The organism is Cohnella rhizoplanae, assembly GCF_948329515.1.
Lineage (GTDB): Bacteria > Bacillota > Bacilli > Paenibacillales > Paenibacillaceae > Cohnella > Cohnella rhizoplanae.
On sequence record NZ_CAOJCN010000006.1, the window covers coordinates 77,652 to 102,594 of the forward strand.

Consider the following 24,943-nt stretch of genomic DNA (forward strand, 5'->3'; position numbering starts at 1 on the left):
GGAGGCGAGGTACATGTCATGAGTAACCCACATATCATACCCGTCTCCAGCGGCCTGTTCGAGCATAAAAGCCGAATAGGCTCTGCCATTTGGGAGTTCCTCTGGTGCATCGATTCGGTGACCGAGGAGGAGGTAGACGAGGCCGGGGAGCGTTGGGGATTGGTTCTCGGCGGCGTGCCGATCAAGCACGAGCGCATCGCCGAGGAGATCGACTCCAGCAAGAGCACAGTTAAACGTAACCTCGGAATCCTGAAAGCTGAAAACTACATCGTAACCGTCCGAGTACCCTACGGCGAGATCATAAAGGTTCGCAAGAACAAGAAACAAGTCGAAAAGAGAAAGACCAAAAATGGTCTATCTCCCCCGACAGAGAGACCAGAAATGGTCTTTCTCTCACCTCCAGAGAGACCAAATATGGTCCTTCTCTCCGAGAGAGAGACCGAAAATGGTCTATCTAATAAGACTTTAAAAGATTTAGATCTTAAAGATCTTGCTGCTATTACTACTAACGGCGAATCGGTATCCAAAACAGATGAAGAGCAGGGATACATCCAAGTCCTTGATGCCTATTGCCAACTGCATAACAAGTTCGACACGCAGGTCACTGCGATTGATCGAGACCACATGCACCGGATGATCGCCATAGGGGTACCAGCCCCCTTAATCACCAAGGTCATGAGGCAGGTTTACGAAGCGCGGACTAGTAAGGGCCGGAAGATTCACACCTTCAGCTACTACGAGGACGCGATCAACGAAGCCTGGACGAACGAGCAGGCCCCAACCACTCCGGCGCCCAAGCAACGCCGTGACGTCGCCCCGGGAACCACTCGTCAACATATCGCTCAATCAGCAGGGCCGGCAACGCCGTCAGCCGACGAGACGCGCGCCTTTCTGGATCAGCAGGCGGCGCTCGTCCGGCAGAAGCAAGAACGCCTGAGAAGGCTGAACGAGGAGAGAGCGCATGGATCCTGAACTCTACCAACCGCCCTTCGACACGAAGCTCGAGCAGTACGTGCTCAGCGCGATGTTCTACGACCCGGACTGCATCGCGGACGTGATCGAGGTCATGAAGCCCAAGTATTTCTACCACCGCGAGCACGAGAAGCTATACGACCGCATCGTGACCGAGTGGAGTGAAGACCCGAAAAAGGTCGACCTTAAGCTATTCGCTCCGCTGCTGGTCGAGCTGAACATCTCGTTCGGCGCCATCCTGGAGTCGGTCAAGGCGATCTTCACGGTCGCGAACATCAAGTACCACTGCGACCAGCTCAGGGACCTCGCGATGATTCGGGCGTCGCACAAGATCGGCGAGCGGCTCATGAAGGATTGCGCCAGCGCAGCGCAGACTCGGGACAAGGAGAGCATCCAGGGAGCGATTGGTAAAGCCGAGCTGGATCTGGCGCGGCTGAACGAAGCGACGGTCCGGACGGACAGCACGGTCTCGATGAAGGACGCGGTCATGAAGTTCCACGAGCGCTTCGAGGCCATGTATTACAACACGGACGGCGGCGTGAGCGGACTGCAGACGGACATCACTGACCTAGATGCGATAACGGCCGGGCTGCAGAAGTCGGACCTGATCATCATCGGAGCGCGGCCGTCGATGGGGAAGACGACCTTCGCCTCCCAGATCGCCCTGAACGTGAGCCTCCGCGGCGTGCCGACGGCAATGTTCTCGCTTGAACAGTCCAGCGAGCAGATAGCGCGCCGGGCGATGGCTAATCAAGCGCTGATTGATCTCTCGAAGCTTAATGCCGGCCTTATCGACGACCAGGAATGGGAGAAATACACGAACGCGATGGACGCGCTATCCCGGGCGAATCTCGTGATCGATGATGAAGCAGCCCTTACGGTTAACGAGATCAAGGCTAAGTGCCGTAAGATCCGCCGCGAGCGCGGGCTGGAGCTGATCCTGATCGACTACCTCGGGAAGCTCGGGCCGCCAGATCCGCGCATGAATCGGTACGAGGCGGTCAGCGAGAATGCCAGAATGCTGAAGAACATGGCGAAGGAGTTCGACGTGCCGGTCATCTGCTTGGCGCAGCTCTCCCGGGGCGTCGAGCAGCGGCAGGACAAGCGCCCGATGATGAGCGACCTGAGAGAGAGCGGCGAGATCGAGCAAGAGGCTGACATCATCGGATTCCTGTACCGTGACGACTATTACAACCACGAATCCCAGAAGAAAAACATCACCGAACTCATCCTTGCGAAGAATCGGAACGGCAAGATCGGCAGCGTCGAAATGGTGTTCCTGAAGCAGTACAACCGGTTCGTGAACCTGGACAGGGGGCATGCAGCGAATGCGGAACAGATGGCACTTGTATGAGTGGCTGAAGCAGCAGTACATGGCAACCGGACGGATGCCGGATGATGACCAGGCCCGCGCCGCGTTCCCGGAATTACCGCTGGAAGAGATGGGCGAGGGATACACCGAATTCATGGCCGTCGTCGGCCGGTACAAGGGGGCTTGAGCATGCGGGGGATGAGGCCTTATTACAAAATCACGATCGATGGTCGCACGTATGGCAAGAGGTTCCACACGCGGAAGGCGGTCGCGGAATCTGCATGGCGCCTATCGCAAGCGATCAACGGGGTGGGGTGGAAGCAATGCCGATGATCGCGCAGGTAATCAAATTCACGGTTTACGGCGAGCCCGTAGCGCAAGCCCGTCCGCGCTTCGCAGTGATAGGCGGCCACGCACGCGCCTACGACCCGAAAAAATCCCGGGACTACAAGGACTACGTGAGGCTGGCGGCAGCGGAACACGCCCCGGCTGCGCTCCTGGAATGCGCGCTGGCGATGGAGATCAGGGTCTACCGCCCGATTCCCAAGTCCTTCAGCAAGAAGAAGACGGCCGACGCCGAACTCGGACTTCTGCGCCCGGTCACCAAGCCGGACGCTGATAATTATCTCAAGGGAATCAAGGATGCGCTGAAAAACGTGATCTGGAAGGACGACAGTCAGGTCGTCGAAGTGCTCGTTACGAAATGGTACGGCGCCCGGCCGTGCGTAGAAGTCACCATCAAACCAATCGAAGGAGCCTGATAACTATGTCCAATATCGTCGAATTCTCCGCCAAATTTACCAAGCTGACGCTCGCTTCGAAAAACAAAATCGAGCTCGAACTCCCGGAAGATATCAATTTCGAACGCGTCTCAGAAATTTTGGCACACAAGGGCCACACGATCAACGTCGTGCTTGGAAACCCTCAGATGGCGATGAATATCCAGCAGCAACCGAACGGCCGCAGCGTCGCCACCATCAACAGCCGCGGCGAGGTGGAAGGATTCACGCCGGCCAGCGAGCCCAGCGACGCCGACGAAGTGCTGGTACAGGAAGATCAGGGCGGCGATGCCGGCGATCAGCAAGAGGTCGTCTTCGGCGAGGACGACCCGAACCGGGATCCCGAGCCGGAGGGCGACGAGAACCAAGATCCGGAGCCTGACGTGGACCCTGCAGCCGATGTCGAGCCGGCCGAAGGGATGAACGATGAGGAGGAGCCGGACGGCGAAGTCGACCCGAAGGATCTCGAGCAGTTCATCCTGACCGAGCGGCCGAAGTTCGATGACATTCCTTTCGACTTCCCAAAAATGATTGAGCTCAAAAAGGCTGAAGGATTGGCATGGCATGCGGTTCCGAAGGCGCTCGGACTGGATATCTCGTCGACGAAGCTGCAGCAGTTCTATGGCGTCTACAAGAAGCGCTGCAAGAAGAAGATCCTGGGGGCGGCGTAAGCGATGGAGCAGCCGAAAATCCCTTTCGAGAAGGACCTACTGGAGATGAACATCGGGGATGAGATGGTGCTGTTCATCAAGGGGCGAATCTTCGTAGTCCGCCGCGGCAACGAGGATGACATCGAGACGACGAACAAAGGCCTCTGCTTCATCGGCGCCCGCCAATGAGCCAGGTAACCAAATATCAGATGACGCCCGCGGAGCTCGCCAGCCTGCGGGCGGCTCCTGTAAAGGCGGCGACCAACCGGGCAGGGCTGCCGACGCCGCGGCCCTTCACCTTCCCAGCGCGGAAGCCTAAAGAGACGAAAGGGGATATGAAAAGATGACCGTCAAAGACTGGCTAGAATCAACGTTCGACCCGAACGACCCATACCAAGTGAGAGAGAGGGTCACATGTGTTGATGGGTACTCGGTTTCAATTCAAGGTGGAACGCGCACGCATTATTGCTCGCCTCGCCAGCATGTTAACAGGTACGACGAAGTTGAACTCGGCTACCCTTCGAGTGCTGATGACGAACTCATCCCCTACGCCGAGGATCCGAACGATTTAACCGGCTCGGTATTCGGATATGTGCCGATCGCGGTTGTAGAGGCGGTCATCACGAAGCATGGCGGAATCGTTACGGAGCCGACACCGCCAACAAATCCAGCAACTCTATAAACGCCAATACCTCCACCCTCATCACATCAGCAGGGATATGACGGGCGATCAACCATCGTTCGAATCGACGGACCAGGTCGCCCGATCCATCATATTGACTGCAAAAGAGATAGGCTAATTCGCTCATAGGTATGCACCTCAATGACATTATAAGCAAACGCATGTTCGCGGGGAAGGGGATAAGGATGCGAAATGAAACTGCTTGATCTATTCGCTGGGATTGGGGGGTTCTCGCACGGGCTGAAGATGGCCGGCATGGAGCTCGTTGGGTTCTGCGAGATTGATAAGCAAGCGCACCGAGCCTTCAAAATACTTCACGATCCAGAAGAAAGGTTGTGGTCCGCCTATGACGTCCGAACAATTGACCCTATTCGACTCCCAGACTTTGACTGCATGTGCTTCGGATGGCCGTGCCAAGATAATTCGATCGCTGGCAAGCGAACTGGACAACGGGAAGGTACGCGCAGCGGTCTCCTTTACGAAGCAACTCGAATACTACGGTTTAAAAGACCCCGTTATTTTATCGCTGAAAACGTCACCGGGCTCTTTACGGTCAATCACGGAAGAGACTTCTACGAAACAATTCGTGAGTTTACCGACGTGGGGTATGACGTGCAATGGGGAGTACTTAATTCAAGCGCATATGTCCCACAAAACCGAGAACGTATCTTCTTTGTCGGACATCTTAGAGGAGAACGTAGACCAGAAATATTTCCTTTCGGAGGACAGAACGAGAACGCTGTTGAGGTCATTGGCCGGGTAGAAGCTCAGGGTGATGACTACATTAAGCGAGTGTACAACACAGAAGGCATCAGTCCTTGTCTCCCAACAATGCAAGGCGGAGGTCAAATTCCGAAAATCTATTGCGTGAATCCCCGTAAGGCAGATGGCTCGCAGACATACCAGCAAGACCGAGTATATCGGACAGAGGGAGTCCTTCCGGCGCTTACTTCGCAATTAGATGGACGATTCAATGTGCTGATTGATGGCGCGGTTCGAGAACTGACACCATTGGAATGCTTCCGGCTGCAGTCGTTCCCTGACGAGTGGTACTACAAGCTTGAGGCAGAAGGATTTAAAAAGACGCAACTTTACAAAATGGCTGGAAATGCAGTAACAAGCCGGGTCGCATACGAGATTGGTCTGAGACTTGCGCGCAGCGCCTTCGTCTCGACCGAATCCGCCCAGTGAAACGGCAGCCGAACCCCAAGCTCTAAAGATAATCATCCCAAGGAGGCATATAGATGCGCCACTTCAAAAAGCGACAGCTAAAGAAATACTTCCGTCGTGCCGCAGGCGGAATGAAGCGCGGCAAACTGACGCCATTTTACGCGAACCGCGTTGCCGAATGGGTGTCCTGGTACATCGATCATAAATACATGACGGAGTTCCGTCCGTGGTGGTACGACCAGGACTGGAGCAAATATGACTTGTCTGCCGAGCATCACCGATACTTTGAAAAATGGGCAACTGAGATGGAACGGATTTCGGGCATCGACCATAAGCGCCTCAACGAATACCGGCTGTCGATCCCCAAACGGAAGCGACTCCAACCGCGACCTCCACGCAAAGAAAAGGAGCAGCCGGTGCGCAAGCTTCGAAACCCCCAGCTATTCCGCATCAAGACATACGGCGGCTATGAATACGTCACCGGCGAGAAGGTATTCGAGATCAACGGTCATTCTTTTTTCATCCATCGCAACAGTGGTGTTTGGGTCGTGAGCGACGTCACCATTGGGGCATCGGTTATCTACGACGAGCGCTATAAACGGGCCGTAGAGCGTGCTAGAACGATCATCACAGATAACCTTGACCAGTACCTGAACATGGCTCAAAAGGCCATCTAACCCATTAAGGAGGCACCCCAATGACGGATACGGTAAACAAGCAGGCGCTTCTGGCAAGAGCCAAAGAGCGCATGAGCAAGCTTCCGAAAAGCAGAATCGGCTTGGGCGGATATTATACAGGCAAACACGACGCTTACCAAAACATCATTGACGACGTGCAGGCCGGATACTGCGACGAGTCAACCCCACCCACTACCCCGGTACAGGGATACCGGGAGGCGCTGGAAGGCGTGCATCGCATCCTCGTGAGCGGTGAGGACTACACGGAAGCGAAGGATCTGCGGTCCGTCATCACGTCGGCAACGTGGGCATGTGCAGAAGCCCTCTCCCAGACGGACATACAGCCTAGCAAAGGGGTGAGCGACGAATGATTCGTACACCAGAAGAAGAAGGTCGCCTCGCAGCCGCATTGACACGTGCTGCAAGACGAGAGCAAGCAAGAGCCGATGCAGTTCGGGAGATTTGGTCAGGACTAAGCACCCGTGGTGATTTTACGGCTATGGATGCGGTAGAAAAGGCTCTTAAGGTGTACGGGATCTCCATTCCAGGCATCAATAGCACAGAGGACCAGCCCGGACCAAGTGGGGAGGAGCGCTGACTATGTACGACTGCCCAGAGTGCATGGAGTTCTACGCGTGCTGCCCCTGCTGCGGACAGTGCTTCTGCCCCAAATGCGGAAAGCTTGAAGAAGACGATCCCAGCACAGAGGAGGAAGAGACGGAATGATAAAACTAACTGCCCCTAATGGCAAGACGAGATATTTTGCGCCTGAACTCATTGTTCAAGTGAGCGAAGCTGTGGACGAGACCTTTGTATGGATCGCTCACGTAGAAAAAGCCTTCACGGTCCGTGAGCCTGCCAAAAAAGTCGTCCGCAAGATCATGGAGTATAAAATGCTCACGGCACAATACCCTGTCTATCTTCAAGATGCCCTATCTGGCGGAGATTGGGGCGTTGTTAAAAAAATCAATGACGAAATAATCGACCTCGCCGGAATGGAGGCAGACTCCAAATGAGCGATAACACCCTCGATATGCTGGAAACGATTCAACGCGAAGTCAAGGATGGCGCAGGAACGTGGGGAGATAGGCAGGATATGCTCCGATGGGCCGTAAACGAGATCATGCTCCTTCGCGCCGCCAAACACACTCAACAAGCCCAGCTAGACGCCAAGGATACGGAGATAGCCGCCAAGGACGCCCAGATAGCCGAGAGAGACGCCACAATCGCCAAGATAACGACGCTGCTCAAAAAGGTTTACGACGATATCGGATGGTTGGAGATTCACGAAGTCCTCCAATCCCTAAAGGAGCCAAACACATGAGGTTGTCATGGGTGGACGGATTCGGAGGCGTTATCGTCACAGATGACAAGTTTGTAATCGTGCTGAAAGGTCAAATGTACGGGCCGTTTCCTAACCGGCGCGAGGTAGTCGATAGGATCTTATCTTTGCTTGAGGAGCCAAACACATGATCAACGTGGATCTCGTCGTACAGTATGCCAGAGAGGATAAGGCTCTCTCGTCGTCGCTTGCCAAGGAAGCGATCCGGGCGCTCGCGGATGAAGTGGACAGGCTAAAGCAGATCATTCGAGAGAAGGAAGGTCAAGAGCATGCTTAGATGGCTCAGGCGCCACTATCACCTCTGGAAGGCAGAGCGCTGCCGGCAGAAGCCGGAGACGTACCAGGGATATTACTACCACATCGACAAGGCGAACCAATAGAAAAAAGCCTCCGGCAAGCACCGGGGGCTCCATCATTACCTGACAAAATCCATTATACCGGAGGCGGTGGTATGCGCCAAGAGTACGAGGGGGCGACCTGGGCAAAGCACGGCGATTACTGGATGATGCACGACAAGCAAGGACGAGCCATCGCGCTGATGCTTCGAGAAGCGCAGTTCCGGGGCCGTAAAACGGGAGAGGGGATACCGAAGGATGAACGACGATCTGCAAAAGCAATATGAGGTCTTGGAGGCCGAGAAGGCGACGCTGAGCACCGATGACAAGTTCCGGTTGACGGTAATCGAGCAGGAGCAGGCCAAAATCAAGGCGCAGCTGGACGAGCAGGACCGCCTGCAGCGTCAGGCCGAGGAGGTTGCGACCGTATCGCTGCCGCAAGACTACGACGCGCTCTGGGGCGTAGAGGGCGCCAATGCAGAGATCACAGCGCTGCTGCAGCAGGTTAAGGAGTACGACTTCGCTATCAGCAACGACGAGCTCGCCACGGCCTCGCAGGCTTGGGCAGAGGAGCGCGCTGCCCTCGCTGGACAGGTAGCGGACCTGCAAGCCGCCAACGGCAAGCTGACGGCCGACAAGGAGGCTGCGGAGGCTCAGGCCAAGCAAGACCGCAATGACATGCGGACGGCGCAGGAGCAGCTCGTGGAGGCTGAGCTAAAGCGTGACAACGCCGTGAAATTCATGGAGGAGGCGCAGGCCGAGGCGGAGCAAGCCCGCGCTGATCGCGACAAGGCGGTCGCCGAAGTGTCCGGCCTGAAGGGCCAGATCGACGAGCTCGAGGCGCAAGTCGCCCAGTACAAGAAAAAGGCCGGCGCGGGCTTCGGGGGAGGCCTCAAGCTGACCAGCACGATTAAGGCGGAATCCGATGAGGAGAAGCAGGCGAAGGCGGAGCGCGAGCGCGTCGAGCAACTCAACCGAAGCCTGCAGCGTTTCAGCGTAACGCCGTTGCCGCTGCCTCCGTCGATCGGTACGTTCAATCCACCAGCGGCTTACGTCGAAGCAGCAGCCAGCACCGAGGAGACGGAGCCGGCCGCAACCGACGAGCGATTTTATCAGGCAGAGACGGCAGAGCTTGCCGACGGACTGGATGCAGAACACATGGGAGACGAGGCGGAAAGAGCAACTGCTGAAGGATCTACGCTCGAGGCCAAGGTAGCCGCCCTGGCAGAGCGCATAGCAGCGGTCGAAGCATTCGTCGGACTGTAAGAGCATCATAACGGGACGGGCCCTCTACGGAGGGCTTTACCCAATTTAAGGAGGCGGGGAAACGATGGCGATCGGACATCTGTATACTCAGCAACACGGCTTCACGGTTATGCACCTTGGCCCGGCGACTGCGGAGAACTATCGGCGTTCTGGACGCATGGCAAAGGCGCTGCTGGCTCGCACGCAGGACAAGGGCGAGCGTCGCACCATTGGGGAGATGGTCGGCGAATGCGAGTACGCGGCGGAATGGCTAGAGACCGGGAGGCGGCCGGGCAGCGTCCGAGGTATCGAACGAGGATATGAGGAGCGCTGCTGGGACCCGGCTTGGCTGGAGGCATACGATTCGCACAACTCGAGATACCGGATTGAGCGAGACAGCGTAAGCCGAGACCTAACGGACGACGAGCGCTTCCAGATCGAGGAGGCCATGCGTGACTGCTCGCCGCGGGAGAAACAGTGCTTCATCATGTACCACGCCGACGGACTAACGCTCGAGGAGATCGGGATGGAGTTGAACCTGGGGAAGAGCACCGTCCAGACGTACGTGGAGCGCGCAAAGGAGAAAATCGAAAATGCGAAGTTGACGAGCTTATTCCTTCTGGGATAAGCTTTTTTTTGTTACTTTATGGGAAGGGGAACAAGATGAGTACCAATAAATTAAAAACGTGGTCTGATATATTTATTGGATTTGCTGCAGGCATGTTGATTTTAGGATTCGCTCTAAATTTTTTTGCGATGGCGTTTAAGAAATTCCCGAAAATAACGGACAGTTGGGACATGCTAGGGTTTATTGGAGCTCTCATTGGCGGCGGCGCGACCCTTTGGGCAGTGGTTTATACAATTGCCAAACAAAACAAAAAGGATAAATTAGATACATATCCTTTAAAATTTTTAAGTGGTGACCAAATCATTGAGAAAATGGACTTCAGTATCAGAAGCGCTAAAATTCATGTCGAAAGAATTGAAGAGGATATTGAAAGGCACAGAAGATATCCAACTAGTTTTAAATATTGGATTAGTAGCTACGAAACTTCACTTTTAGAATCTGCAAAAATAAATGCAAAGGCGTACAGCCACGTAAAAGGATTCAACGACGCTTTGGAATTTGGTTTTTATGACAATCTGTTTTATTATGTTGAGGACGAAGAGTTGGATGTAAGTATTACCATAAGTAATTTTAAAAAATGGATTGAGAAACTTGAAAAACACAAAAAAGAATTTAGCTCGATTATAGAGAACTTAAAAAAGGAATTCGAGAGAATGGTTTGAATTTGTCGTACATTTCCCCATTAAGTAGATAACGTTAAAAATAACGTTAACCCGCGAGCCTTAGAGCTACGCGGGTTTTTCGTTTTGTCGTCATGGAATGTGAGGTCAGATTCACGATAAAGACCGTGCTTAGCGGTGGTTAACGTTAAGCGGAAAGGAGGCCCGAATGAAGCCGATGAAGATCGCGGCACTCGGGTTGGAGGATGTCGTCACGGCCGGCATCAACGCCGGGAAGAATCCTCAGCAGATCGCCGACGACTGCACCAGGAAGGCCGGGCAGCCGATCAGCAACATGGCCGTGCGGCGATTCATAGAGGCTATGGAGGGCAGCGCCAGCGTCATGACGGCGCCCGTAAAGGCAGAATCGGCCAAGCCGCCGGACAAGCGCCGGGAGCGAGCCGTTAAAGAGGTGCCCGAACGCGTCCATCGCCTAGTCGAGCGCGACATCGATCTGATAGAGCTCCAATACCAGACGACGGCGGCGCTCGCCGATCGCTTCGCCTGGATCGCCAATCTACCCGACACGTTCGACGCGCGCATGCGGCAGCTGCATGACCTCGTAACCGCCGAGGGCACCGACACGACGACGCTCGACCACTGGGGGCTCGCCTTCACCTTGGAGTTGCGCCGGAACATCGGGAATATGGCCGTCCTGAACCGGGAGATCCGGCAGAACGGCCAGTTCATGGCGACGCTACGGGAGAAGGCGTTCGAGTTCAACCTGATTCAGGAATATCTCCATCTGTTCATGGAGGAGTTCCGCAAAGAGAACGCCGGGGCCTTCGAGATCGCCGAGCAGCGCGTCGCCAGTAATCCGCGGATGCAGCGGATTGTCGAGCAGCAACAGCAGATGAGGGGATTCGAGCAAGCCTAACTCTCGCCCCCTCTTCTACTATTTGAACAAGTAATACTCGAGTGCTGCGGCGGCCATTCTGCCAATTATCTGTCCAAATGCATTACCGATAATCCTAGCAGTCATTTCTTTAGGAAGATTAAAACGTCCGATTCGCATTAAGTTGGCTCCTTTCTTGTTCTCGATCCCTTATACGATCCATGGGCTGGATTTTTTAGGGATATCCTTACCGAAACCTGTAATAACGACAGACTGCGGATTGTGTGACGCGCTAGCAGCCTAGTAATCGTGGTATCTATCCGTTTAGTTGCGAGACCGGAATAATTTTCGGAATAAAATTCATGCGTTTTGACAAGGAGGTGCGGCTGATGTGCTGCTCGCCAACATTCATAACCGGATAAAAGAGTCGGCCAAGGTCAAGAACACGCCGAAGTGGGAGCGCAAGCCGCGCGAGTACATCCAGGAGCGCCTCTACATTCGGACGAAGGACAAGCGTGTCGTGCCGCTGACATTCAACCCAATCCAGGGGATGTATTGGGCGGACAAGACGTTGCGCGACGTTATCCTGAAGCCACGGCAGCTCGGGTTCTCGACGCTGACACTGGCGCGATTCTTCGAGGCCGTCATCAACGAGGAGAACGTCACGGCCGTCGTCGTAGCGCACGACGCGGACAGCACCCAGAAGCTGTTCCAGACGGTCCAGCTCATGTACGAGCGACTGCCGGAAGCCAAGAAGGAGCAGCTGAACAACGGGCGCAACCGACCGAAGTACGGAAACCGGAAGGAATTCTTCTTCGCTGGCAACAACTCGCGGATTTATGTCGGCACCGCGGGTTCGAGCAGCTTCGGCCGCGGGCAGACGATCAATTATCTGCTCTGCTCGGAGGTGGCGTTCTGGCCGAATCCTGAGGAGCTTATGACGGGCTTGCTGCAGGCGGTTCCGTTCGACGGCGAGATCGTCCTCGAGAGCACCGCCAACGGTGTCGGGAACTACTACTACCAGATGTACACCGACGGCAAGGGCGGCCGGACCAATTGGCGCTCGCACTTCTACGCTTGGCATCAGCATCCCGAATACCAGTTGCCGCTTAAAGAGGGCGAAACACTCACCTTCGACGAGGACGAGCTGGCCGGCATCGCGACGTACGGCTGGACGCCCGAGCAGGTCAAATGGCGGCGCTGGAAAATCAGCGAGATGCCCGAGGAGGATGGAATCACCCGGGAGGACCGATTCAAACAGGAGTACCCGGCCAACGACGACGAGGCGTTCCTGAACACCGGCACGCCGGTATATAACGCGAAGGTGGTCATCCCTCGCAAGCAGGCGCTGGAGGAACGCTACAAGGCGGTCAAGCCGGTCCGGGGGACGTTCGTCTTCAACTACGAGAACGAAAAGATCTTGCCGGAGTCGATCAAGTTCGTCGCGGATCCGCGCGGTCCGCTGACAATCTACGAGCAGCCGCAGCGTGGCTATCCATACGTAATCGGCGGCGACATCGCGGAGGGCGGCCACGACCTTTCATGCGGGCAGGTGCGGAACAACGTGACCTGGAATCAGGCGGCCGTCTGGCACTGGCGCCTCGATACCGATCTGTACGCGAAGCAAATGTACTGCCTGGGGATGTACTACAATCAGGCGCTAATCGGCGTCGAGACGAACTTCGACCTGCATCCCGTCAAGGAGCTCGACCGGCTCGGGTATCCGAACCAGTACACCCGGGAGGTGCCGGACACGTTCACGGGGCAGATCCGGAAGGCATACGGCTTCCACACGGATACCGTCACGCGGCCGCTGATCGTCTCGAAGCACGTCACGCTGGCGCGCGAACGGATCGACACGTTCAACGACGTCACGACGCTGTCGGAGATGCTTACGTTCGTGCGGAACAAGGTCGGCAAGCCCGAGGCCATGGCCGGCAAGCATGACGACACGATCATGGCCGATGCGATCTGTCAGGAGATCCGGCACCAGCAGCGGATGTATGTCATCGAGGAGGCGCCGCCACCGGTCAAGAAGCTCGGCGATCGGCTCGGGGTCAAGAAAAAGGCAGTATAGGGGGTGAGTCCAATCGCAGGGCCAATCAGAAGGGCGATCGACAAGGCTGCCAGAATCGTCAAAGGCAAGATCACGGGCAATCTGCTCGAGTTCAGGATGGAGACGAAAGAACAGCGCGAGGCGCAGGTGCAGCGCGACTTCGATCTCGCCAAAATCGAGAAGGAGCCGGTGCAGCAACGGTTCAAAATGCTGAACAATTATTACAATGGCAAGCCGTACACGCAGCAGCAGGCCGCAATGTTCACTGAGAAGTTCGGCATCAACTTCCATCCGCCGTCGCTACCCGACGCTTATGTGCAGGTCGAGAGCCAGATCGACGACATCGTGCCGACGCCGCAATTCAAGGGGCGCGACGACGATCTGGACGGAGCCAAGGCGAAGGTCCGGGAACAGGTCGTCAACTTCATCTGGTACAACAACGATATCGATGAACTGAACATCAACAACGATCGCAGCCTGAACGAACTCGGCAATGCCTTTTTCAAGGTGGCGTGGGACGGATCGATTCAGGGTCCAGGCTACGTCGGGGATATCGTGATAGGCAATCCAGATCCGGCGAACATCTTCCCTGATCCAGCCGCGTACGACGTGGATGACTGCGAGTACTTCGATTTCCCATACCGTTTGCACCGGCGCAAGGCTCGGCGCATCTTCGGGGAGATCGTAAACAAGATCATGACCGACTCGAACCATTACGAGACGGAGATTTACGATAACCAGACGCCGAGCCTGGACGACGAGACGCTTCAGGTCGTCGAGCACTGGTACCGCGACGACGAGGGCGACATTGCATGCTCGATACAGATTAACAACGTCGAGGTCAAGCACATCCCGAAGTATTGGGTGAACACCCGGCACAGCGGAAATAAGATGTACCCGTTCGTCCATTACACCAAGATTCCGGTCCGTAAAAGCTTTTGGGGCAAGGGCGAGATCGATTCGATCAAGGATCTGTTGGACGCCGGCAACCGCGAGTTCATCACGGCGCTGCTTAATGACGTATTCATGGCGAACGATATCGTCATCGTCGAGGATGGCGCTCTGGTGGATGAAGAGGCTGGCTTCCCTAACCATCCGGGGGCAGAGGTACGCGTCAAGCAGAACAAGATCAATGCGATCCGAAGGCTTGGCGGCCTGAGCCAGAACGGCGGCATCCTGAGCATGATCGAATTCATCAGCGGCAAGATTCAAGAAGCGAACGGGAACTACGATTCCTCTCAGGGTAAAGAGCCGGTCCGCGTTACGACCAGCTCGGGTATTGCGCAGCTCAATGAGAAGGCCGAGGCGCGGAAGAGCACGAAGAAGGCCGGCCGCTCGCAGGGCTTCAAGCGGCTGGCGCAGCTGACCGACTGGACAGCGCTGGAGTTCTACAATACGGACCGCATTATTCTGATCCGCGGAGAGAAGCCGAACGAGCCGGATACGACGATCACCTTCAACAGCGAGAATTTCAAGACTGTCGGTCCAGACGGGCAGCCTTACTATCCGACGGTCGACGTCGAGATCAGCGTCGGCGAGGGCATCAAGCGGTCGAAGGCGTTCACGCTGGCCGCGACGCAGGAGCTCGCGAACCTGAAGATCACGCCGGAGAACGTCGGCATCGTGCTCTCGATTGTGGATCTGCTCGACCTGCCGAATAGCGATGACATCAAGTCCTCCATTCAGCAGGCGGTCGCTGCACAGCAGCAGATGGCAGCTATGCAGAGCGCGCCAGGCGCCGCACAAGGACAACCGGGTGCGCCGCAGACGCCGGGGGCAGCGCCTGCCGTTGATGCCGAGGCGATCATCTCGCAGCTGTCGCCTGAGGAGCAGGAGGCGTTCTTCGCAGCCTCTGAACAGGAGCAAGAGCTGATGCTGCAAAAACTCATCGAGGGAGGTGCGGCATGAAGAAGAAGCCGAAGAACGGAGAAAAAACGAAGGTGCAGAAGGGCGATGGTGTCCAGGCTCTCAAAGATGCGCTCATGAGCCGGAAGGGAAAGAAAAAGTAACCTCAGGGAGGTACAAGGCATGCTGAAAAATGTATTCACGGTGCTTGTAACCCAGAGCAGCAACGGGTTGTTCCAGCCGCCACTCGAGATCGGCCGAGAGGTGTTCGACGCCTATCCTACGGACGCTCAGATCGAAGCCGCGATCGTCAAGCACGATGGCGACAGCGCGAGCGTCAACAAGACGGTCCGATTACAGAAATAATGGGCGATCTTGTCTTCCTGCATAAGTGGGAGGTTTTCGAGTTTGCGTGGGGCACAGCTATCCGGGAATCGCGGACCAAGAAGTGGCATACGCTATGCTTGACGCCAGACGGACAGGAGATCGACGTAAGCGAACTGAACGTGATTCTACACGATAATGGAATAGAGTTTGTGTAGCAGGGCCCCCGCAGAGCAGCGGAGGCCCTTTTCTTATACCGCATTCGGCGGTGACAACTCGGAACAGACGAGGAATCTATAGCCGACGGGCTTACGGAGGGCTTATCGATGGAGCAAGAAAAGCGCAAGGCCTTGCTGAGACTGGATCTGCAACTATTCGCAGGCGACGGTGAAGGCGAGGAACACGACGATGACGGCGACGGCGGCCAGAATCAGCCGGGCAAGACGTTTACTCAGGAGGAAGTAGACCGAATTGTAGGCGAGCGCCTGGCGCGTGCCAAAAAGCCGGAGGATTACGACGATCTGCGCGAGATCGGCGAGCATCTAAAGGAATTCGGTTATTCCGGGACTCCTGCGGAGGTAAAAGCCGTGCTCAAGCAGCAGGCTGAAGAGAAACGCAAGGCGCAAGAGCTGAAGGATCTCGAGGAGGAGGCAGAAGAGAAGGGCGCCTCGCCTGAGCTGCTGGCCGACATCAAGTCGCTGAAGGACGAGCTGAAGGCAATCAAGAAAGAGAAGGAAGATCGCGAGCAGGCGGCCAAGGATGAAAAGGCACGTCAGGAAGCTTGGAACAAACAAGAAACGGAATTCAAAGACAAGCATCCGGACGTTGATCTTGAGAAGCTCGGCCAGAACGATCGATTCGTGAAGTTCCTGAGCCGCGCGAACCCGACGCTTTCGCTGCTTGAGGTATACGAAGACTTCCTCGACCTCGTAGGCGGCGCGGAGGCGGCTGCCATCGCCAAGATCAAGAGCAACAACGATCGCAGCACGGCGAGCGGTAAGGGCGGCGGCGGCGATCATACGGGCGGCACATACGGCCTCAACGACCATCAGGTCAAGCTCGCCAAGCAAAACGGCATGTCGGTGAAGGAATATGCCGAACTGCTCGGACAAATCAAAAAATAGGGAGGCACATCAAGCATGATCGAATATGCATACAGCTTGGCCGTCACGAGCGCGCCGATCATTGAGGAATTTCCGATCGCGGCCGGCACGGTCATTGAAAAGGGCGAGGTCGTGAAACTCGTGGAGGGATTCGTGGTTGCTGTTGGCGACACGGACCAGGATGATCCTTACCTCGGCGTATCTGCAGAGGAACACACGGGCACGGCGTCGCTGCTGAATCCTCGCTCGAACGGCAACAAGATCAAGGTATACTGCTCGCCGCTTGCCGTCTTCAAGTGCAAGCCCGGCATCATTTCCACGGCCACGGGTGGCAACACGACGACCTGGGTTGATTCTGGCTTCACGGATCCGGCCGATGACAAGTTCAACGGCGGCCTGCTGAAAGTCCGCAAGTCCGCGACTCTGACGAACGGTGTAGGCAAGTGGTACACGGTCACCGATTTCACGAAGACGACTGGAACGTTCACGGGCGCCTTCACGGGCGGCGTATCGGTCGGCGACCAGGCTCTGGTGCTTCCACCGGTCGGCAGCTTCGGGTGGGACCTGAACAGCGACGGCACGAACTTGAACTTCGCGGCGAACGGTGGCGAGTCCATCATGATCGTTCGCGTTGATCCCGAGCAAGAACTGGTTTACTTCATCCTCCGGCTGCATCAGTTCGGAAATACCATGGTAGCCGTTTAAGCGGCGGAAGGGGAGGGCAATATGCTCGATATTTACACATACCAGGACGATCTCTATCCGCTCGTTACCAAATGGTTCAATGACCGGTTAGACAAGAAACGAGCAATCATCAAGCAGGTTATCGGTTTCGAATCCATCGATCGTATCGACCTGCAGGAGCAAGGTGTCGGCGGCTACGGTCTCGTGCCGAAGTATGACGGCAGCACGATCCCGGAGCTCAACCAGAAGCGCGGCTTCAAGAAGGTCTATACGCCAGAAGAGTACAGCGCCAAGGCATCGATCCAATGGAAGTATGCCAAGGTGGACATGTCCGGCGAAGCCAAGAAGGCCGGAACGCGCATGGCTGACTCGCTGCATATGACGCAGCTCCGAGCGTTCTACAACCTGTTCGCTAACGGCTGGAACGGCAGTTTCGTAGGCGCAGATGGGCAGCCTTTGTTCTCGGCCGCGCACCCGATCGCCAACGAGGTAGGCGCCGAAACTTTCTCCAACACGGGGACGGACACATTCTCGATCGCCGCGATCACGAAGACGCAGACGGCCGCACAGCGCTTCAAGACTTTCGACGGTCTCGAATTCGACTGCGACTTCAACATCGCGCTCGTGTCTCCTGAGCTCGAGCCGAAGGCAAAGGAATACTTCGGTGCGGACGCGAAGCTGATCCCGGACAGCGCGGAAAACGGTGCGAATCCGGTCAAGGACATGAACTACATCGTCATCAAGGGGTTCAGCGCCAAACAGTGGGCTGTCGGCGACAAGGACCTGATGATGGAAATGATGAAGATGGTCGAGATCACGGCGCCGACGGTCATCCGCAACAAGCCGGACAACCCCTTGGTGACCGAGTTCGTCGGTTACATGGACTTCACCATGGGCTGGTCCGACGCACGTCAGATCTTCGGCCACAACCCGGCATAAGGAGGGATCGCTGTGTCTGGATTGGATGGAAAAGGCACGACGTTCCCCGGCGGCGTGAACGGTCTCGGCGTCTCCCTCGTCGCTTCGGCCACGTTCGACCCGTCATCGCTGGTTGACGGCGCGGGAGTCACCTCGAGCCCGATCATGGTGCCCGGCGCGGCATTTGGAGACTTCGTTCAAGTCGCTGCGCCTTACGATCTGCAGGACATCACGGCTACTGCCTACGTATCCGCGGCCAATACCGTCGAGATCCGGCTGCAGAACGAGTCCGGGGCGACGGTAGACCTTGCGAGCGGAAAATGGCGCGTGCTCGTCCTGAAGGGACTGGGTGGTTAATATGCCGGAAACGACGCACGAGTGGGTACCGACAAGCCGGGAAGGCAAGCAGAAGGAGCAGATCGAGCACATTCCGACGATCAAAGCATCCGAGGATGGCGCCGACAAGGAGACCGTCCGGCTGTGGAATCTCATGGTCAAGACGTTGAAAGAGAACGGACTCATGAAAGATAAGTAACGGACCGGGGAGGGCGGAAGCTCTCCCTTTTCCTATTTTCCGGAGGTGTTCAGGTTATGCAACTGCAACGTGCATATCAGATCGTAGATACGAATGTTATCGCCCTAACCGACACGGCGCAGGATATCGCAATCAATGGTCGAGTGTGCTTGATCACCAATGCCGGCGCGCAGCCGGCCTACATCCGGCCAAAGGCTCAGGGGGCGGCGACTGCGTCGACGGGATTCATGCTGGCAGCTGGGCAGGCGCTGCCGATCTTCGTGAGCGTAGACGGCACGCTGTCGGCAATCTCCGACGCGACCGGGACCAGCCTATCAATCCTATTCCTCGACGTGTGAGGTGAACAGCGATGAACCTGGGCGAAGCAAAGACGCGGGCGATCAAGCTCATCAACGAATACAGCAACAACGGCGCACTGATTCCGGTCGCGAGCAATCGGGACTACACGCTGCGGATGAATGCACTGGCCGATGACGCGCAGCGCGAAATATCCGACAAGGTGTCCATCGACGGCTCGACCGAATACGTGCAGCAGAAGGGACTGCCGCCCGGTTACAACAGCTACGACTTGCCGGCGGACTTCAGATCGATTCGCTATGTCCAGCGCAACGAGCGCGCCTTTTACGATTTCACGATCGAGGGCGGCAAGTTCAAGATCAATAAGCGCCACGATGGCACATTTACGCTTTACTATGCAAAGTATCCGACGGAGATAACGGATGCCACGCTGGACAGTTACACCTTCGAGATCGACCTGGAAACGCATCGCTGGATCCCTTACTACATTGGCGGCATGGTCGTCGCGGACGAGAACAGCGAGATCAGCAACAAGCTGCTGAATATTTACTACGAAGGCATAGGCGGCCTGTCCAAACGGCGCACAAGCGGACCGCGGACGGTTGCCAATACGATGGGGTGGTGATAAATCATGCCGATCTTCCCGGCCGCTAGCCGGCGGTCTCCGACGCCCATGCGGATCACGCGGTTCCGGGGGCTTAACGTATCTGAGGACCCGACGCAACTCGCCGACAACGAATCGCCGGACATGCTGAACATGCTGCTGGACAACGAGGGCGCGCCGCAGAAGCGTACTGGTTACAAGGAGGTGCTCGCCAGTCTGGGTGCCGGCCCTATCCTCGGCATCTTCAGGTTCGGCACAGCCATCCTCGTCGCGCACGGCACGACGCTGCGGAAGTATGCAGAAGACTTCACGGGCGGCACGGTGCTGTTGTCCGGCATGTCCGGAAACCGTGTGAGGTTCTTCGTAATGAATGAGTTCTGCTACATCATGGACGGCGTCCACTACCTCCAGTTTGACGGCACGACGCTGCAGGACGTAGTCCCGTACATTCCGACGTTAACGATCTCTGCGGCGCCGGCTGGTGGCGGACAGGTATTTGAGCAACGCAATCTCCTCGGGGCTGGGTTCGAGCAGAGTTTCAGCGGAGACGGGACGGCTACCGCATATCACCTGATCCTCTCAGGTCTCGATGCGACGGCCATCGTGGCCTCCACGGACGGCGGTGCGACATACAACAAGGTGGAGACGACGGACTTCACGGTTAATCGCACGACGGGCGTCGTGACATGGCTTACCGCTCCGGCGCTGGGCGTCAACAATGTCAAAATCCGTGCATTTAAGACGTACGGAGACGGCGACAAGATACGGAAGTGCACCGGGTTTAAAATCTTCGGCGGCACCAACGACACGCAGGTATTCATGTGGGGCTCTGATGCCAATACGCTTTTTCGTTCCGATATTGGTCGCCCGAATTTCTTTCCTGAAAATTTCTATCAGAAGGTCGGATCAAACGCTGAGAAGATCATGGCGATGAATGTCCAGTACGATACGGCGGTCATCGAAAAAGAACGGTCGAAGTGGGGGATGACCTACAACGACAACGGGACGAACATCACGTTCCCGGTCCGGCCGATTAACGATACGATCGGCTGTTTGGCGCCGGAGTCTTCTCAGATCGTCGAGAACAACCCAGTTACATTGACGCGACAAGGCTTGTATATGCTCGCTGGCGGCACGGTCCGGGACGAACGGAACGTGTCTCACCAGTCGCGCCGGGTTGATCGCATGCTGCTGCGCGAGGCCGGGCTGGCCGGCGCGATCGGCTTCGACTTTGACAAAAAGTATTATCTGGCGCTAAATGGTCGGGTATATGTTTGGGATTACTTGCAGCCGACGGCAGAAGATCAGATCGGCGAGTGGTACCTATACGACAACATGCCGGTCTCTACCTTCTTCGACCTGGACGGCAAGCTCTACTTCGGAACGACGAACGGCGAGATCATGCGCGTCTCCGATCCAGATGAGCTGGACGCCTACAGCGACAATGGCGAGGCGATCCAGGCGCACTACATGACAAAGCAATTCGACATGGGGGCCTTCGACATCCGCAAGAATGTGCCCCGTATCTACACGACCATCAAGGCCGACATCCAGACGACCGTTGAGATTTACACGCTCGACGGACGCGGCACCAACACGCTCCAGGGCACGGCGAGCGCATCACTGATTAGTTACGCCGAGTTCGATTATGGCTATTTTACGTATCTCGTGACGGCCTTCCCGACAGTGCTACGCAGCAAAATCAAGCTGAAGAAAATCACGCACATGCAACTGAAGTACGTCAATGATAAGCCGCACCAGAGCTTAAAGATTCTCGGAATCTCATTCGAGCCGATTTACGGCAGCCCAGTCAAGTAGGGGAGGACAGACGACGATGCTCGAGAAATTGAACGGATTTACATTTAACCATTCGGACCAGGCGGATCGGCTTTCGGATAGTCTCACTGCGGACGAAGTCAAAGAAAAATTCGACAGCCGGGGCGAGGAAGTAAGGCTCGCTCTAAACGCGATTGTCGATGCTTTGACTGCGACCACATCCGGCGACAGCGGTGCCTCAACCATCGGCGTAACCAGCATTACGGATCTCGACGGAAATACCGTTCAGGCATTATTGCAATCAATCCGAGATACGTTGAAGGGCAACACAGGAGCTTCGTTTGTCGGGACATCTGCCATTGCGGGACTATCAGGCTCAACGGTTCAAGCATTGTTACAAGCTCTGAAAACGTTAATCGACGAACAAGGCAGTCAGAGTTCAGCTTCCTTTGTCACCAAAACGGAGCTTACCAATGCGCGTAAACTTTCCGAAACGGGCAACTTCACCGGCTCATGGTTTGGAATATCCAGTCCGGCCATGGCGGATCCAGGCATAGCCGGCGTTGTACAGAGCCATACCCAGGAGTTTATCGAGCGCGGCATCAACGTGAAGGACTTCTCCGCGTCGGCGAGTGATCGAACGACGACCGGAAGCATTACGAGCGGATCCAACTCGCTGTCTGTGGCTTCGGCGATCGACTTCAAGGTAGGCCAGGGTGTAAACATTCACGGGTTATACGAAGTGAATAGCTTGAATATAACCGCGGCTGCTACTGCTTCCGGAAACTGCTCGCTTTCTCTCGACGGCGTAACCTTCACCGTAGCTCTCGTCAACGGAGATTCAGCAAATACGGTTGCAACGAAAATTAGGGCGGCCGTATTTCCCGGATGGACGACGGGAGGATCAGGCGCCAACGTCACCTTCACGGCTACTACGACTGGAAACCAGGTGGCGCCAACATATTCGGCCGGGACGACCGGGGCGGCGGGCAACATCGCAACGACGCTCCAAGGAACAGAGGACTTTATAACGAAAATCAGCGCGATTAACGGAACGACGCTGACGTTGACGGACAGTGCGCTCACTTCTATTACTGGGGGCGTCGTCGCGCATGATGACTCGGCAGCGATTATGGCGGCAATCAACAGCGCCGATTCCGCACTCGGTAGCGTGGTCATTTTCCCACCTGGCGTTTATATGGTGTCGAGCGTCACGATTAATAAAATAAGCATCCATCTTCAAGGTCACGGTGCGACGATCGTAGCAACAAATCGAAGCACGAATGTGATATTGCTCGACGGTGCTGCTGATATAAAGATCCAGGGTTTCCGGGCAATGACGACGTTTGGAATTCCTAACGACGAGGATTCTGGATATTTCATTTACGGCTCCGGAGATCGGGCTCTCATTTCCAACAACCAAGTATCTGGCTTGGGACTCTGTCGTATCAAAGACTCGAAAGAGGTTCGGGTCGAAAATAATCATTGCGAGAGCAATTTTGATTCGGAGTATCTTTTCAATGAAGGCAAAGAAGTATCGCTGCATTATGGCATTATGATCAGAAATTGCTTCGACTTCTGGGTCCTCAAGAACAATGTGAAAAATTATGCACGTGACGGCATTAAGGTCCAGGACGAGATGAACAATTTCGGTGAATACGGCGTTATTGCATTCAACACGTGCGACGGAATGAAAAACGATGACGGCATCGACATTTACAACGCGGGCAGGCATCTAGTCATCCACGGGAACATAACGAAGAACTGCCAAAAAGGGTTGAACATTAAGGTCGATAATACAACCGTTTTCGAGCAGACCTATTCGGAAAGAAACATTGTCACCTCGAATATTGTTATTGGCGGCAGCTACAATAGCGTGAAAAATCCCAACCAACAAGGCATCAACGCTTGCTCGAACTATTCGATTTACGCCAATAACTATATCGAAGGCATTTCAAACGGTTTCGGCATCCGCGTGGGGCAATCGACATTTTCGACCAACGACATTCTGATTTTCAACAATGAGATCGTCGATTGTCCTAATTCGTACGGGATTTACGTTAACCCTTTGAGCAAAAGAGCTTACTTCTCCAATAATCGAATTAAAAACGTCGGCTTGAACGGGATGGAAATTCTATCGGGCGACTTCTATCTTCAGGGAGGAGAGATAATCGATTGTGTTGGACGAGGTCTCAATGTAGCGCCCACGCAAAATATAACAGGGGATTTTGTCATCAATGGACTACGGATTAAATCTACTGGCACGGCCCTTGATTTTGGATTGAGATTTAATCCTTCTAACACAGGGGGGCAAGTGACCGCGTGCAGTGTCTCAAACGTGACAACGGCGTTTAGAGATGATACGACGGGCAGGCTTGTCATCGATCGGAACAATAGCTGGAACACTATGTCGGGGGCGACCGCTAATCGCCCGGGCACATTTAGCCGCAGGCCGGGGACGATTTACTTTGATACGGACCTTTCCAAGAATATCACATGGAACGGGACCGCCTGGACTAATATGGATGGTTCTGCATTATAAATCCGTTCAGATTCCCGAATAGCCATGTTATAATTTCTGGAAAAACATGAAGAGGTCTAATCCATGAAATATAGATCGTTGGGGAAAACGGGATTAAAGGTATCAGAGCTCAGCTTCGGCGCAGGCGGCTTCTGGGGGATGCGCTCGTTTGATGAAAAAGAAGCCGCAAGATTGCTTGATGTCGCATTGGATAAAGGCGTTAATCTAATTGATACCGGGCCAAATTACAGCGGAGCTAACGCGGAAATTAGGCTCGGTAGAGCTCTTAAAGGGAAAATTGGTTCGGTTGTCTTCGGCACAAAGGTTGGCACTCATTATCTGAACGGCAAGCATGTAAAGGACTATTCGCTCAAGTCAGTAGAGCGGAGCATCATGCAGAGCCTAAACAACCTTCAGACCGATCATATCCCCTTGTTGCAGCTGCATAGTCTTCCGAGACACATGCCCGATGAAACCATGTCCTACCTTTTTAAATTAAAAAGGGAAGGGGTTATAGGCCATTTAGGGGCTTCTGTTGGCGGTGAAAATGCAAAGAAAGTAATTGCTGACGATCATTTCGATACGATCATGATCCAGTACAACGTCATTGAAAGAAGGTCGCCAGCGGAATTAATTCAACGCGCCGGTGAGAAGGGTATGGGGGTGCTGATTAAATCACCACTCGCCCAAACGCTTTACTCTAATGATATCTTGAAGGTTCGAAAAATGAGCGATGTATGGTATCTCTTGAGGGCCTTAAAGAATCATCGAGCAAAGTTTCTTAAGGGAATGAAGTACCGGTTCATTAACGAAATTCCCGGATTTAAGGGGAGTGAAATCGCTCTTGGCTACGTTCTGCAAAACCCTCACGTTTCTAGCGCTGTAATTGGAACGGTAAATGAGAGCCATCTAGTAACTAACCTGTTGACGTCTGAGAGATCTGTGCCATTGGAAGTCGTAAGGCGGATTGAAGCATTGTAGACAAGCAGTGCGA

31 protein-coding genes are annotated in these 24,943 nt (G+C 55.1%); all 31 read left to right on the forward strand.

The window, feature by feature from the left end:
* The first annotated feature begins 18 nt into the window (after positions 1–18).
* The 31 genes from PQG80_RS11825 to PQG80_RS11975 all read left to right on the forward strand — a co-directional run bounded on the left by PQG80_RS11825 (position 19) and on the right by PQG80_RS11975 (position 24,930).
* Positions 19–972 (forward strand): helix-turn-helix domain-containing protein, encoded by a 954-nt coding sequence (locus tag PQG80_RS11825; protein ID WP_271751545.1) that lies wholly within the window; start codon positions 19–21, stop codon positions 970–972.
* On the forward strand, positions 962–2,326 hold the full coding sequence (gene dnaB, locus PQG80_RS11830; RefSeq protein WP_271751546.1) for a replicative DNA helicase: 1,365 nt from the start codon (positions 962–964) through the stop codon (positions 2,324–2,326). The genes PQG80_RS11825 and dnaB overlap by 11 nt, the downstream gene beginning before the upstream one ends.
* On the forward strand, positions 2,301–2,471 hold the full coding sequence (locus tag PQG80_RS11835) for a hypothetical protein (protein ID WP_271751547.1): 171 nt from the start codon (positions 2,301–2,303) through the stop codon (positions 2,469–2,471). The genes dnaB and PQG80_RS11835 overlap by 26 nt, the downstream gene beginning before the upstream one ends.
* A 136-nt stretch (positions 2,472–2,607) precedes the next feature.
* Positions 2,608–3,045 (forward strand): RusA family crossover junction endodeoxyribonuclease, encoded by a 438-nt coding sequence (locus PQG80_RS11840; RefSeq protein WP_271751548.1) that lies wholly within the window; start codon positions 2,608–2,610, stop codon positions 3,043–3,045.
* A gap of 5 nt (positions 3,046–3,050) precedes the next feature.
* A complete protein-coding gene (locus tag PQG80_RS11845; RefSeq protein WP_271751549.1) occupies positions 3,051–3,734 on the forward strand; it encodes a hypothetical protein in 684 nt (227 codons plus the stop codon).
* A gap of 3 nt (positions 3,735–3,737) precedes the next feature.
* On the forward strand, positions 3,738–3,902 hold the full coding sequence (locus PQG80_RS11850; RefSeq protein ID WP_271751550.1) for a hypothetical protein: 165 nt from the start codon (positions 3,738–3,740) through the stop codon (positions 3,900–3,902).
* 154 nt (positions 3,903–4,056) lie between these two features.
* Complete coding sequence (locus PQG80_RS11855; RefSeq protein ID WP_271751551.1) at positions 4,057–4,395, forward strand: hypothetical protein; 339 nt, start codon at positions 4,057–4,059, stop codon at positions 4,393–4,395.
* A 192-nt stretch (positions 4,396–4,587) separates the two neighbouring features.
* Positions 4,588–5,586, forward strand: coding sequence for a DNA cytosine methyltransferase (locus tag PQG80_RS11860; RefSeq protein ID WP_271751552.1), 999 nt, complete (start codon positions 4,588–4,590; stop codon positions 5,584–5,586).
* 53 nt (positions 5,587–5,639) lie between these two features.
* Entirely contained in the window at positions 5,640–6,242 is a 603-nt protein-coding gene (locus PQG80_RS11865) for a hypothetical protein (RefSeq protein WP_271751553.1), read from the forward strand.
* 20 nt (positions 6,243–6,262) lie between these two features.
* Positions 6,263–6,613, forward strand: coding sequence for a hypothetical protein (locus PQG80_RS11870; RefSeq protein WP_271751554.1), 351 nt, complete (start codon positions 6,263–6,265; stop codon positions 6,611–6,613).
* A 351-nt stretch (positions 6,614–6,964) separates the two neighbouring features.
* Positions 6,965–7,258: a flagellar FlbD family protein gene (locus PQG80_RS11875; RefSeq protein WP_271751555.1), complete on the forward strand. Its 294-nt coding sequence runs from the start codon at positions 6,965–6,967 to the stop codon at positions 7,256–7,258.
* On the forward strand, positions 7,255–7,566 hold the full coding sequence (locus PQG80_RS11880) for a hypothetical protein (RefSeq protein ID WP_271751556.1): 312 nt from the start codon (positions 7,255–7,257) through the stop codon (positions 7,564–7,566). Before PQG80_RS11875 ends, PQG80_RS11880 begins: the two co-directional genes overlap by 4 nt.
* Positions 7,567–7,711: 145 nt before the next feature.
* Positions 7,712–7,861, forward strand: a complete 150-nt coding sequence (locus PQG80_RS11885) for a hypothetical protein (RefSeq protein WP_271751557.1) — start codon at positions 7,712–7,714, stop codon at positions 7,859–7,861.
* Between the two features lie 174 nt (positions 7,862–8,035).
* Positions 8,036–8,206 (forward strand): hypothetical protein, encoded by a 171-nt coding sequence (locus PQG80_RS11890; RefSeq protein WP_271751558.1) that lies wholly within the window; start codon positions 8,036–8,038, stop codon positions 8,204–8,206.
* On the forward strand, positions 8,178–9,185 hold the full coding sequence (locus PQG80_RS11895; protein ID WP_271751559.1) for a coiled-coil domain-containing protein: 1,008 nt from the start codon (positions 8,178–8,180) through the stop codon (positions 9,183–9,185). The genes PQG80_RS11890 and PQG80_RS11895 overlap by 29 nt, the downstream gene beginning before the upstream one ends.
* Before the next feature lie 64 nt (positions 9,186–9,249).
* On the forward strand, positions 9,250–9,792 hold the full coding sequence (locus tag PQG80_RS11900; protein ID WP_271751560.1) for a sigma factor-like helix-turn-helix DNA-binding protein: 543 nt from the start codon (positions 9,250–9,252) through the stop codon (positions 9,790–9,792).
* Between the two features lie 35 nt (positions 9,793–9,827).
* A complete protein-coding gene (locus PQG80_RS11905) occupies positions 9,828–10,454 on the forward strand; it encodes a hypothetical protein (RefSeq protein ID WP_271751561.1) in 627 nt (208 codons plus the stop codon).
* A 166-nt stretch (positions 10,455–10,620) separates the two neighbouring features.
* Positions 10,621–11,328: a hypothetical protein gene (locus PQG80_RS11910; RefSeq protein ID WP_271751562.1), complete on the forward strand. Its 708-nt coding sequence runs from the start codon at positions 10,621–10,623 to the stop codon at positions 11,326–11,328.
* 349 nt (positions 11,329–11,677) lie between these two features.
* A complete protein-coding gene (locus PQG80_RS11915; RefSeq protein ID WP_271751563.1) occupies positions 11,678–13,363 on the forward strand; it encodes a terminase large subunit in 1,686 nt (561 codons plus the stop codon).
* Between the two features lie 3 nt (positions 13,364–13,366).
* A complete protein-coding gene (locus PQG80_RS11920) occupies positions 13,367–15,250 on the forward strand; it encodes a portal protein (protein WP_271751564.1) in 1,884 nt (627 codons plus the stop codon).
* Positions 15,251–15,370: 120 nt separating this feature from the next.
* Positions 15,371–15,553 carry a hypothetical protein gene (locus tag PQG80_RS11925; protein ID WP_271751565.1) on the forward strand — a complete coding sequence of 61 codons (183 nt, stop codon included), beginning with the start codon at positions 15,371–15,373 and terminating at the stop codon, positions 15,551–15,553.
* A 284-nt stretch (positions 15,554–15,837) separates the two neighbouring features.
* Positions 15,838–16,635 carry a hypothetical protein gene (locus PQG80_RS11930; protein ID WP_271751566.1) on the forward strand — a complete coding sequence of 266 codons (798 nt, stop codon included), beginning with the start codon at positions 15,838–15,840 and terminating at the stop codon, positions 16,633–16,635.
* Between the two features lie 15 nt (positions 16,636–16,650).
* A complete protein-coding gene (locus tag PQG80_RS11935; protein ID WP_271751567.1) occupies positions 16,651–17,319 on the forward strand; it encodes a hypothetical protein in 669 nt (222 codons plus the stop codon).
* Between the two features lie 21 nt (positions 17,320–17,340).
* Positions 17,341–18,237 (forward strand): hypothetical protein, encoded by an 897-nt coding sequence (locus PQG80_RS11940; RefSeq protein ID WP_271751568.1) that lies wholly within the window; start codon positions 17,341–17,343, stop codon positions 18,235–18,237.
* A gap of 12 nt (positions 18,238–18,249) precedes the next feature.
* Entirely contained in the window at positions 18,250–18,573 is a 324-nt protein-coding gene (locus tag PQG80_RS11945) for a hypothetical protein (RefSeq protein WP_271751569.1), read from the forward strand.
* Position 18,574: 1 nt separating this feature from the next.
* Positions 18,575–18,751, forward strand: coding sequence for a hypothetical protein (locus tag PQG80_RS11950; RefSeq protein WP_271751570.1), 177 nt, complete (start codon positions 18,575–18,577; stop codon positions 18,749–18,751).
* Positions 18,752–18,807: 56 nt separating this feature from the next.
* On the forward strand, positions 18,808–19,089 hold the full coding sequence (locus tag PQG80_RS11955) for a hypothetical protein (protein WP_271751571.1): 282 nt from the start codon (positions 18,808–18,810) through the stop codon (positions 19,087–19,089).
* Positions 19,090–19,100: 11 nt separating this feature from the next.
* A complete protein-coding gene (locus tag PQG80_RS11960) occupies positions 19,101–19,673 on the forward strand; it encodes a phage adaptor protein (protein ID WP_271751572.1) in 573 nt (190 codons plus the stop codon).
* A 6-nt stretch (positions 19,674–19,679) separates the two neighbouring features.
* Positions 19,680–21,470: a hypothetical protein gene (locus PQG80_RS11965; RefSeq protein ID WP_271751573.1), complete on the forward strand. Its 1,791-nt coding sequence runs from the start codon at positions 19,680–19,682 to the stop codon at positions 21,468–21,470.
* A gap of 16 nt (positions 21,471–21,486) precedes the next feature.
* Entirely contained in the window at positions 21,487–23,970 is a 2,484-nt protein-coding gene (locus PQG80_RS11970) for a hypothetical protein (RefSeq protein ID WP_271751574.1), read from the forward strand.
* A 63-nt stretch (positions 23,971–24,033) separates the two neighbouring features.
* Entirely contained in the window at positions 24,034–24,930 is an 897-nt protein-coding gene (locus PQG80_RS11975) for an aldo/keto reductase (protein WP_271751575.1), read from the forward strand.
* The last annotated feature ends 13 nt before the right edge of the window (positions 24,931–24,943 follow it).